We start from the raw sequence: 10,546 nt of genomic DNA, 5'->3' as shown, positions 1-10,546 counted from the left end.
AACGGTTCGGGAGCAACTTTTCCCAAACCCCTTTACGATCGCTACTTCTCTCAGATGAGAAGTGCAAATCAAATTACTGTAAACTACGAAGGAACTGGCAGCGGTGCTGGTATCAAAGCATTAATTTCAGGCACTGTTGATTTCGCAGGCAGCGACGCGCTGATGACGGCGGCACAAATCGCTCAGGTAAAGCGTGGCGTCATGGCGGTTCCCACTGCTGGCGGCGCTGTTGCAGTTGTTTACAACTTGCCCGGAGTGACCAATCTGAGGCTAAATAACGAGGCAATGAAAGGCATCTTTGAAGGCAAAATTACCCGCTGGAACGATCCTAAAATAGCCGGAATTTCTGGACAAGCTAAAGGCTTGCCAAATACTCCAATTCGAGTAGCTGTACGCGCAGACAGCAGCGGTACTACTTTTATTTTTGCTAACCACTTGCAGGCAACTGGTAGCAGCATTAAAGCTTCCGCTCAGCCGAGTTGGCCCGGAAGCCCTGTCAGCGGTCAAGGAAACCCCGGCGTAGCTGCTTTGGTGAAGAATACAGCGGGTGCGATCGGCTACGTTCAAGATACTTATGCTCGGCAAAACAAGCTTCAGACAGCATTTATTCAAAATAAAGCTGGTAGGTTTGTAGATCCTAGCTTGGCAGAAGCAGAGAAAGCTTTAGCAGGGGAAACATACCCAGCAGATTTCCGCTTAGTTGAAGGCAATCCTAACGACGGTTATCCGATTGTTGGTTTGACTTGGCTGTTAATCTACAAACAGTATCCTGCAGCGAAAGCAGATGCTATTAAAAAGATGGTTAATTGGGTGATGACTACCGGTCAAGGTATCAACAAACAGCTAGAGTATACTGCAATTCCTTCAGCTACAGCTAAAAAGGTGGTTCAAACAGTTAATCAGAGTGTGGTTGCCAGAGGTTAATTCCGGCGATCGCACGGGGTTATGAGTTGATCAGTTAAATGTATGACTCAAAACTCACAAATTATCAGGTTAATGTGCGCTAAATTTTCTGTGTAAGGTGCGCGCTGCACCCCTAGAAACCCGGTGTGCAGCGCGCACCCAGCCCATTAGAATTACTCGTCTTGCAAGCAAATATTTCACTTTTTACGCAAGAATTCCGGTATGACCAATCTTTCAAAAAAACCGAAAAAACAGACTCGGGAACCGGCAGAAATAAACGCAGAAGTAGACTTGACAGATACTTCTGGTGAAGGTTTATGGATGGAGTCAGGATTTACACTATTTGTATGGGGTTTTGCCCTAGCGACAGCGGGCACGCTGTTCTTGATAAGCGCGGTAATTTTTAAAGATGCTTGGCCAGCTATTAGCCATTTTGGACTCTCCTTTTTGTGGAATCCTAAGTGGGATATCGGCGAGTTGCAGTTTGGGGCTTTGCCGTTTATTTACGGTACTGTAATTAGTTCTGCGATCGGCATAATCATCGCACTTCCTTTAGGGCTGTCAGTAGCTATAGTTACTAGCGAGAACTTCTTACCCGTTTGGGTGCGATCGCCCTTGGGATTCCTGGTTGAATTAATCTCGGCTATTCCCAGCGTGATAGTTGGCCTGTGGGGAATCTTTGTTTTGATTCCCTTCTTGTTGCCATTGCAGCAGTCATTGTTCGATAAATTCAGTTGGTTTCCCCTGTTCAGCAGCGAACCTTTAGGCCCTGGAATGCTGCCTGCAGGAATACTGTTATCAATTATGATTTTGCCAACAGTAGCCGCCATCAGCCGCGATGTATTGATGTCAGTTCCAGTAGATTTGCGCAGTGCTTCCATGTCCCTCGGTGCCACCCGCTGGGAAACGATATTCAAGCTGTTATTGCCAGCAGCTAGTTCGGGGATTATCGGCGCCACCATATTAGCATTGGGACGCGCCTTAGGCGAAACAATGGCAGTCACAATGGTAATTGGCAACTCGATTCAAATTAACCCATCCCTGCTCGCTCCCAGCTACTCAATTCCTGCTGTTTTGGCAAGTCAATTTCGGGAAGCTCTCGAACCGCTGCACATCGGCGCTTTGATGTATTTAGCCCTAATTCTATTTGTCATCACTCTGTTGGTAAATGCGATCGCAGTCTTGTTAGTTCAGCTAATTGGCGTCAAAGGAGCTAAAATTTAACATCATCGAAAGCAACTTGGTCACAAGCCGCGCCGCCGGATTTATCCGCTGGTTCTAAAATCTAAAATCTAAAATCTAAAATCTAAAATCCGATGACTCAAGCCCAAAAATTAGACAGTATTCTGGATGCAGAAATCAACAACCCCCTATCCCTAAGCCGAACTATTTTCAGCCGGGGAATGACAGTTATCGCTTTCGCTCTGACAGCTCTGGCCCTGCTCCCTTTGTTTGCTATTTTATACAAAATCCTGGGGGAAGGACTCACACATTTGAGCTGGGAAGTGCTAGTGTCTCTACCAGCACCCGTCGGAGTTGAAGACCAGCCTAACGGCTTTGCAAATGCGATTCTCGGCACAGCTTTAATGGTAGGAATTGCTACATTAATCAGCGTTCCCATAGGCGTACTGACGGGAATATTTTTGTCTGAGTTTGGTAGAGAAAACAAAGTGATAACCAATAGTATTCGCTTTATCACCGTCATTCTCAGCAGCGTTCCCTCGATCGTAATTGGCGTCTTTGCCTACGCCCTAATTGTCGTTACTACCAAAGCATTTTCATCATTAGCAGGCGGTTTTGCCCTCGGCATCATCATGCTTCCAGTTGTTGCTCTGACAACAGAACAAGCATTAAAATTAGTGCCTACTTCTTACCGCCTCGCTTCTGCTGCTTTGGGAGGGGGACGCTTTCAAACTATGTTTCGCACGATCGTACCCTCAGCACTTCCAACTATTACCACAGGTATTTTACTCGCTGCTTCCCGGGCCGCCGGCGAAACCGCACCGCTGATTGTAACAGCGTTGTCGAGTCAATTTTGGCCTCCTTTAGTGGATAAGTTGGGCGAGATAATGCAGTCCCCCATAGGTGCAGAAACCATCTCAAAACTCAAAGAAATTCCCGAGACACTGCTGACTCCGACTCCTTCTATGTCAGTATTAATATATAGCTACGCCAGCTCTCCCTACAAAGAGCAGAACGAATTGGCGTGGACTGCTGCCTCTGTGCTTTTGGCCATGGTTTTGATTGCTAGCGTCGCCTCCCGTACAGTAACTCGGAAACGCTTGCAAAATCGATAAATCAATAACTCAACTCCATCTATCAGTCAAATATTAACAATATAACCAGGCAAATAATGAAACCTAAAACTAACTTAAAAGCCGAAAACTATACAGATAATTTCCTAGAAAATCCCACCCAGGAAATTGACCCCAATGCAATGCCAGCACTGCGGGTTCAGGACTTGAGTTTTTATTACGGAACTCACAAAGTCTTAGAAAATTTATCGATGAATATCCCTCACCCGCAAATTACGGCGATTATTGGCCCTTCAGGTTGCGGCAAATCTACCTTTCTCAAAGCTCTCAACCGGATTGGTGAATTGGAGGGAAAGGTTCAAATTAAAGGAAGAGTAGAGTTTTTTGGACAGGATATTTACAGCCAGAAAGTAAACATTAATAGTTTGCGCCGCCAAATTGGGATGGTGTTTCAAAGACCAAATCCTTTTCCGCTGAGCATCTACGATAATATTGCTTACGGGGTGAGGATTTTTGGTCGCAAAAGCAAAGCAGAATTAGATGAAATTGTGGAATCTGCACTCAAAAGTGCGGCGCTTTGGAATGAAGTCAAAGACGATTTGAAGAAATCGGCTCAGGGGATTTCGGGGGGACAGCAGCAGCGACTTTGTATTGCTCGCGCTTTGGCGGTGAAGCCAAAAATTTTGCTGATGGATGAACCTTGTTCTGCTCTAGATCCGATTTCAACGATGAAGATTGAGGAGTTATTTCAGACTCTGCGGCAGCAGTTAACTGTTGTGATTGTGACGCACAATATGCAGCAGGCTGCTCGTGTTTCTGATTACACGGCATTTTTTAATACTGATGAAAGTCGTATCGGCCGCCTGGTTGAATTTGGGCCGACAAGTAAGATTTTTACTTCTGCGGGCAATTCGAGCACGAGAGATTACATTCAAGGTCGTTTCGGTTAACATAGTTCGCAGTCAGGACTTTAGTCCTCTCTCAGTTGGCTTTTAGTCAATAAGGACTAAAGTCCTTACTACGAACGAAGAGGACTAAAGTCCTTACTACGAAGGCAACAAAAAAGCTGAAATGTATCTGGTATAAGACTTGTGGCAATGGCAATAGATAAGCTGTCGCGCATTTAAATTGTATATTCAGGGCGGGCGGGACGCCCACCCCACAAGACTTTGATTTTTTTTGACATACAGTTTAAATGCAGAACAGCTTATCAAATGGGTTCTATAGAGCAGATTGCAGGTTTATGACAGTAACATCAGTTGGCAAATCAGTATTCGTTGATGCCATGAATTGCTGGTACTCTATTTCACTTGCAATCTGCTCTATCTTTTTTCACTGGGCATCAAGCGGGAGGCTTGGTCAGTCGCCAATAGTGATGGAAAGTTGGTTTTCCCCAGGTGCGGTTGATGGTCACGAACGTCTCCGCCGCGTTATAAGAAAGATAGTTAATAGTCCCTAGGGCATAGTCAGGAAAATCTTTTGCTTGGATGGCGTAAGTGTCGGGATCGCTGCTGACTGGAACAAGTACCCAGGACTGCAAACTACTACTGTTGTTGCGCAGTTGCAACCTTGGGTAGCCGTCAGCCACCGGGTTGGTCGGCGCTTGGAGATACAACTGCGCTGGGCCACCCAATTGTTTCTCAGAGGTCTGGATGAGGTAAGTTCCATCGGTTTGCTTGATCAGAACCCACAGGTGTCCTTTGTTCCCTGGCGTAATAACAGGAGGATTTTGGTACCAGAGATGGACTAGATTGTTGACAACGGGGGCATAATTATCAGCTATTAAATAAGCACCCGACACTTGGTGAATCAACATCCAGGTACCGGAAACATCATCTGGGCGTGGCATTATAATTTCCTCATCGAGTGGTACTGTAATTTTGACTGTCTTGCCGCCAACGACTTCTCCATCGGCAACGACATCGAGGGAGCCGTTGAAGACCTGATCCTCGTAGGTTGCTGCTACGGTTCCAAGCCAGGAAACGTCAAAGCTAATTTCATGGTCTCGATCTCTGCTCAGGGGACCATAACCGACGGTAGGTGCGATCGCTTGTACAAAAGGTGCGGTTGCACCACTGGCTACCAGACTGACGTTCCCGATTACTGCGATCTGTGCCGTCAATTCAGTCACGATCGTATCGATAATCGTATTGACACTCACACCTTGGACCAGCTTGCAACCCGTCGCTTTGGCGATTCTTGTCCCTTGTCCAGGTGTGCCACCTGGCTCTCCGCATTTAGATCTAAACGCGCTGGAGGAGTTTCTGGGTTCGTCGTCGAGTCCCGCGGGGGCACGATAGTTGGTGTTCATGCTAAGTGCCAGCACCTTGATCTTCTCGGCGACTAGCTTAGCGGTGACCGATGCCTCAGTAATGTCGTAGGAAAGGTTGGAAATTCCCTTGCATACTGAGTCGTGACCGGCGGCATCACCAAACCAAACGATGATCCGCTTGGAATCTGCACGCCAACCGATCTTGCCCCCTGGTGGTTCGGCAACTTGATCGAGTCCATAGAATTGAGCTTCTGGAGTGTCCTGACCGGGGGAGGTGTCCCAGGAATCGATCGCGGCTTTGACTTCGGTGATATTCGCACTCAGGCTGCATTGGTGCGCGAAGGCATAGGGATGTTCCTGGGCAACGGGGGCCGGAAAGTCTTTGTAGTCGCCAACCCCGAACCAGACATCTGACCCTTGGGCCTGGATTCTGGTCATGGCATCGACGATGCCACTCTTAACGGCGGCGATCGCTGTATTCATGCTACCGGTCGTGTCTGCCAGAAAATAGGCATCCACTTTGGGGACTACCCCAGATTTTGGGATAGTTACTTTCACCACTTCAGCGAGCGTCTGGTCTTTTGATAGGATCAGATCGTTCGTCGCAGGTGAAACCTGAATCGGAATACTCATCAGAAAAATGGGTATAAACCCCGTCCTTCTCGGACGGCTTTGCATTGTTTTTTGAATTTACTATCGCCTTGGGATTGGTTGGTTCGGTGTACCTTTGTGTTGCACTTTCAACGAGACAGTTACCGTTTCAAATCTCCCAATCCTGTACGCATAGTATTTTGCTCACTCATAAACTGTTCTGCATTTAAACTGTATGTCAAAAAAAAATCAAAGTCTTGTGGGGTGTCCCGCCCGCGGAGAATATACAATTTAAATGCGCGACAGCTTAGCCTCCCTTTCGGGGTAGAAGAGACGACCTGGCAGGTCGTCTGTACTTCGCCAATGTTTAATGAGCTTTTTCGACTTGCAGCACTGTTTCAGTGACCTTAAAACTGTTTAACTGCAAATGACAGAGCCCAAAACTAGCTACGCATTCAAGGAGTGTCGTGACTCAACAAACGTAGTCAGTTAAGACGCTTGGCCCGTCAGGACGGCTTTTAAGATTTCTCTTCCAACCCTCACGCCTTGATAGCTGAGGTTCCTGACAAATTATGATAGTTGTAACCACCGTTATATCTCGGACATCTTCTATTATTTCCTAAACGGTAATTACTAAATATTAAGTTTGGTAACGAGCTATCCAGAAAAAAACCCGGTTTCCGAACCCCGCAGGAAAGTCCTGAAAAATAAGTATGATGGTGTCTCCAGCCACATATTTGTATGAAACTAACCCTAGTGTAATTATGTCTCCCTCTCTGTTAAAGCGAGAATTAGGTGTTTTCGGCGCAACTCTCATGGGCCTCGGCTCGATTGTCGGTACGGGAGTATTTGTGAGTATCGGCATTGCGGCGGAAGTTGCTGGGCCGGGGGTGATTTTGGCTGTATGTATTGCGGCTTTAGTCGCTGTTTGCAATGGCCTTAACAGCGCTCAATTAGCGGCAAATCATCCTGTTAGCGGCGGTACTTATGAATATGGCTACAAATATCTCAATCCTTGGCTGGGTTTCACTGCCGGCTGGATGTTTTTGTTGGCGAAAACGGCTTCTGCGGCTACTGCTGCTTTAGGTTTTGCGGGGTATTTTTTAAATGCAGTTGGTGTAGCCGATCGCACTTACCTAATCCTAACAGCTTTAGTCGCCCTCGCCACCCTCACTTTAATTGTATTGACGGGAATTAGGCGATCAAATATTGCCAATACAGTCACAGTCTCAGTTACACTCCTATCCTTAGCGGTGTTTGTTGCTGTCGGTTTGCCAGAGGTAAGGTGGTCTATGCCCGCGCTACAGAATGATAACTCGATCGGCTCCATCCTGCAGGCCACCGCCCTGATGTTTGTCGCTTATAGCGGTTACGCCCGCATCACCACAATGAGCGAGGAAGTGCGGGAACCGAGGGAAACCATTCCCAAAGCCATAATTTTAACTTTGGGGCTGACAATGCTGCTTTACGTGGCGGTAGCAATAGTTGTCGCGGGCGCGGGGGTAGCCGATAAATTGTCTTTAAAAACAGGTGCCACGACTGCACCCCTGGAAGTCATCGCCCGCAGTTTCCCAATTCCAGGAGTTTCTCAACTGCTAGCCGTCGGTGCAATTACCGCTATGTTGGGAGTCTTGCTGAACTTAATTTTAGGGCTGTCGCGCGTCTGGCTGGCGATGGGGCGGCGTCGGGATATGCCAAGAGTCTTGGCGCGGCTGAATCCAGAGGGGACAACTCCCTACGTGGCTGTGGTGGTTGTCGAAGTTACGATCGCACTTTTAATCCTCCTCGGCGATGTCAAAACCACTTGGTCCTTCAGTGCTTTTAGTGTTTTGATATACTACGCTATCACCAACCTCGCCGCCCTGCAACTTTCCCCCGCCGAAAGGCTTTATCCACAGTGGTTGGCTTGGTTGGGTTTGGGGAATTGTCTGTTTCTGGCTTTCTGGGTCCAGAGGCAAATTTGGCTGACAGGATTGGCATTAATTGCCGCCGGTTTAATTTGGCGGGCGATCGTCCGACTCCCGGCGAGAAACTAGAATTGTGATAAATTGAAACAGCATCCCGCATTGTAGAGGGCCATGCCCGATCGAACTTCCTTGCTGGCGACTCAAGAATCTCCCGCATTCAGCGCCATCAGTCGCTATATCGCTCAAACACTAATTACCATTCAGGAACAGCATCCCGAATGGATAGCTGAAAAATACAGGAACACCCCCTGGGGCAAACCTACTTTTCAGTCAGTTTTGATTGGAAAATTGACAAAAAGTTTCAGAGTAGCCAGCGATACAGATTCCCTGCTGCTGATAGCGAAAAAATACCTACAAATTCTCCTGGTTCCAGAATTCGTTAATTCACCTCAATTCAGCAAATTATGGGCCAAAATTCAGCAGCTAGCCCCATCTCAAACAGCACCAGCTAAATCACAAAACTCAGTTTCCTCAGAACCTCCAACTCCAACAGCCAATCGACCAGCCCCGCTTCCTCTCGGCATTGCTATCTTGCTGCTAGATGTCGAAAACTTGCAACTCACCATCGAAACAGAAAAATTCCTAGAGGGAATTTGCCACTATCCCATCCAAATCAAAGTTGCCTTTGCCAACTGGCGCAGCATGGGCAAGAAAGATGCCGAATTTCACCAGCGCGGCTATCAACTAATTCACGTCCCCCCCGGCAAAGACAGCGCCGACTTAAAAATGGCTACAGTCGGCGCCTCGATTTTCGTACATTATCCCACAGCCAAAGAGATTTTTGTCTGTTCGTCCGATCGAGCCCTCACTCACCTCAGCAACACACTGCAAGCCCACGGATTAACCGTATTTCAAGTCCGCAAACAAATAGATAAAATCATAGTTTTAAACAGCCAAACTGGACAAGTTGAAACCCATTCCCTCGTAACCATACCGGAAATTACACCCCTAGAACAATTAGTTATTCAGCTAAAAGAATTAATCAAAAATGAGCAACAGCGCACCTCAGCTCAGTGGATAAAACTCTCTACAATTTCAGCTTTATTTAGAGAGAATTACGGTTTAGTCCTCAATCAAGTTGTTGCCCATCATTTTCTCGGCACTAAAACCAGGGATATCTTTCTCAAATATCCCACCGATTTTGTCATCCACAAACCCTCAGCAACTTCTCAAACTTATGTCACTCTTTTTGAAGTCAAACTGTCGCCCCCACCCCCAATACTTAGCCAAGAAAATCTGAATCACCACCAGGCAGCACCTGCCAGCTTGACAGATATTAATTCTCTGGAAGACTTGGAAAGAGCTCTTGTCAAAATCGTTGGCGACTTAACCGACAACTCTCCGGAAAATTCTGTATTTCTCTCCAATGTAGGCAGCGAATTTCACAGACAATACGGCAAACAAATTACCCAAATAATTAAAGATTTTAATCTCGGTAGAAAATTTACAAAATTTTTGCAATCCTGCGCTTCTCTCCAGCTAAAAAAAGTAGAAAAAGGCTGGCAAGTTTCCCTCAATTAATTAAAAATTAAAATATATAAGCATCGCCATTACTAGCAACTTGAGTTATCATATAATCTGGACGTAAAGAAATGTAAAGGGATATGCACGACAAAGTTGTGGTTGTAGTGGGTGCGACTGGCGGCATCGGTTCAGCAGTGGCCCGCAAACTCGCTGATGCGGGTGCGAGGCTAGTGCTCGCCGCCAGAGACAGCAGTAAATTAGACGCTTTAGCTAGCGAACTTTCAGCAACAGAGGTACTGTGCGTACCCACAGATATCACGGATTTGCCGCAAGTTGAGACGCTGATGCACAAAGCTGCGGGGCATTTCGGACAAATTGATGCCCTCGTAAACGCCGCCGGTGCCGGAATTCTCAAGCAGTGGAACAAGTTAGAACCGGCTGATTTAGATGCAATGCTTGACTTGAACTTAAAAGGCAGTTTTTACACGTCTCAAGCAGCGGCGAATGTGATGAAAGAGCGCAAATCCGGCCACATTTGCAATGTCATCGGGATTTTGGGTAAGCATTCGATGGCGATGGGAACGGCTTATTGCGCTTCAAAGTTTGGGGTAGTTGGTTTCAGCAAGTGCATGGCAGATGAGCTGCGACGCTTCGGCATTAAGTTTACGCTATTCTATTTTGGCGGGGTGGATTCTCCGTTTTGGGATAATGTGAGTTTGAAGGTAGACCGATCAAAAATGCTGAGTACCGAAACTGCTGCAAATGCGATTATGTTTGCTCTTTCGGCTGACCCGCAAGCTGTGCCGATGGAGATTAATATTCAGCCGGAAAGTCATTTGTTCTTTTAGCGAGTAAGGAGTGATTTGAAGGCATTCGGGATTCGGCAGCGGAAGCCCAAAGCCAGAAAAATTATGACATCTTTTAGTTTGAGAACTGGCGCGCAACCTAATTATGTAGGGCTTGCTGAAAAAGTCAGAAAACAGCATTTAGAAAGATGAGTGAATTTGAGCTGGCCTCGGCAATATAAGTTTTGTCAATCTTGTGATGGCGAAACATAGCTTTTACCAATGATTTAAGCCAAAAAACATGACAAA

General features: G+C 46.7%; 8 protein-coding genes. 7 read left to right on the top strand and 1 reads right to left on the bottom strand.

All coding sequences use genetic code 11. The annotated features are described in order from the left end of the window. The 4 genes from pstS to pstB all read left to right on the top strand — a co-directional run. Positions 1 to 924: phosphate ABC transporter substrate-binding protein PstS (gene pstS, locus ACUVJL_RS01110; RefSeq protein ID WP_445244157.1), on the top strand; the 924-nt coding region annotated here is incomplete at its 5' end. Positions 925 to 1,125: 201 nt separating this feature from the next. After that, positions 1,126 to 2,127 carry a phosphate ABC transporter permease subunit PstC gene (pstC, locus tag ACUVJL_RS01105; RefSeq protein WP_445244156.1) on the top strand — a complete coding sequence of 334 codons (1,002 nt, stop codon included), beginning with the start codon at positions 1,126 to 1,128 and terminating at the stop codon, positions 2,125 to 2,127. A 92-nt stretch (positions 2,128 to 2,219) separates the two neighbouring features. Beyond that, positions 2,220 to 3,200, top strand: a complete 981-nt coding sequence (gene pstA, locus ACUVJL_RS01100; protein WP_445244155.1) for a phosphate ABC transporter permease PstA — start codon at positions 2,220 to 2,222, stop codon at positions 3,198 to 3,200. Between the two features lie 56 nt (positions 3,201 to 3,256). After that, positions 3,257 to 4,108, top strand: coding sequence for a phosphate ABC transporter ATP-binding protein PstB (gene pstB, locus ACUVJL_RS01095; RefSeq protein ID WP_445244154.1), 852 nt, complete (start codon positions 3,257 to 3,259; stop codon positions 4,106 to 4,108). A 392-nt stretch (positions 4,109 to 4,500) separates the two neighbouring features. Here the strand turns inward: pstB and ACUVJL_RS01090 are convergent, their stop codons facing one another. Next, entirely contained in the window at positions 4,501 to 6,063 is a 1,563-nt protein-coding gene (locus ACUVJL_RS01090) for a hypothetical protein (RefSeq protein WP_445244153.1), read from the bottom strand. A 671-nt stretch (positions 6,064 to 6,734) separates the two neighbouring features. Here ACUVJL_RS01090 and ACUVJL_RS01085 point away from each other — a divergent pair. The 3 genes from ACUVJL_RS01085 (at position 6,735) to ACUVJL_RS01075 (ending at position 10,300) form a co-directional block, all read left to right on the top strand. Continuing rightward, positions 6,735 to 8,057 carry an APC family permease gene (locus ACUVJL_RS01085; protein WP_445244152.1) on the top strand — a complete coding sequence of 441 codons (1,323 nt, stop codon included), beginning with the start codon at positions 6,735 to 6,737 and terminating at the stop codon, positions 8,055 to 8,057. 42 nt (positions 8,058 to 8,099) lie between these two features. Next, positions 8,100 to 9,509: an NYN domain-containing protein gene (locus ACUVJL_RS01080; protein WP_445244151.1), complete on the top strand. Its 1,410-nt coding sequence runs from the start codon at positions 8,100 to 8,102 to the stop codon at positions 9,507 to 9,509. Positions 9,510 to 9,592: 83 nt separating this feature from the next. Further along, on the top strand, positions 9,593 to 10,300 hold the full coding sequence (locus tag ACUVJL_RS01075; RefSeq protein WP_445244150.1) for an SDR family oxidoreductase: 708 nt from the start codon (positions 9,593 to 9,595) through the stop codon (positions 10,298 to 10,300). The last annotated feature ends 246 nt before the right edge of the window (positions 10,301 to 10,546 follow it).

Origin of the sequence: Microcoleus sp. OTE_8_concoct_300, assembly GCF_031383065.1 — a bacterium.
Classification (GTDB): Bacteria; Cyanobacteriota; Cyanobacteriia; order Cyanobacteriales; family Microcoleaceae; genus Microcoleus.
This window is presented reverse-complemented; position numbering and strand designations above follow the sequence as displayed.

Coding starts and splice junctions, on each gene's coding strand:
- pstC (WP_445244156.1), top strand. CDS start 1,126: ATGACCAATCTTTCAAAAAAACCGAAAAAACAGACTCGGGAACCGGCA.
- pstB (WP_445244154.1), top strand. CDS start 3,257: ATGAAACCTAAAACTAACTTAAAAGCCGAAAACTATACAGATAATTTC.
- ACUVJL_RS01085 (WP_445244152.1), top strand. CDS start 6,735: ATGATGGTGTCTCCAGCCACATATTTGTATGAAACTAACCCTAGTGTA.
- pstA (WP_445244155.1), top strand. CDS start 2,220: ATGACTCAAGCCCAAAAATTAGACAGTATTCTGGATGCAGAAATCAAC.
- ACUVJL_RS01080 (WP_445244151.1), top strand. CDS start 8,100: ATGCCCGATCGAACTTCCTTGCTGGCGACTCAAGAATCTCCCGCATTC.
- ACUVJL_RS01075 (WP_445244150.1), top strand. CDS start 9,593: ATGCACGACAAAGTTGTGGTTGTAGTGGGTGCGACTGGCGGCATCGGT.
- ACUVJL_RS01090 (WP_445244153.1), bottom strand. CDS start 6,063: ATGAGTATTCCGATTCAGGTTTCACCTGCGACGAACGATCTGATCCTA.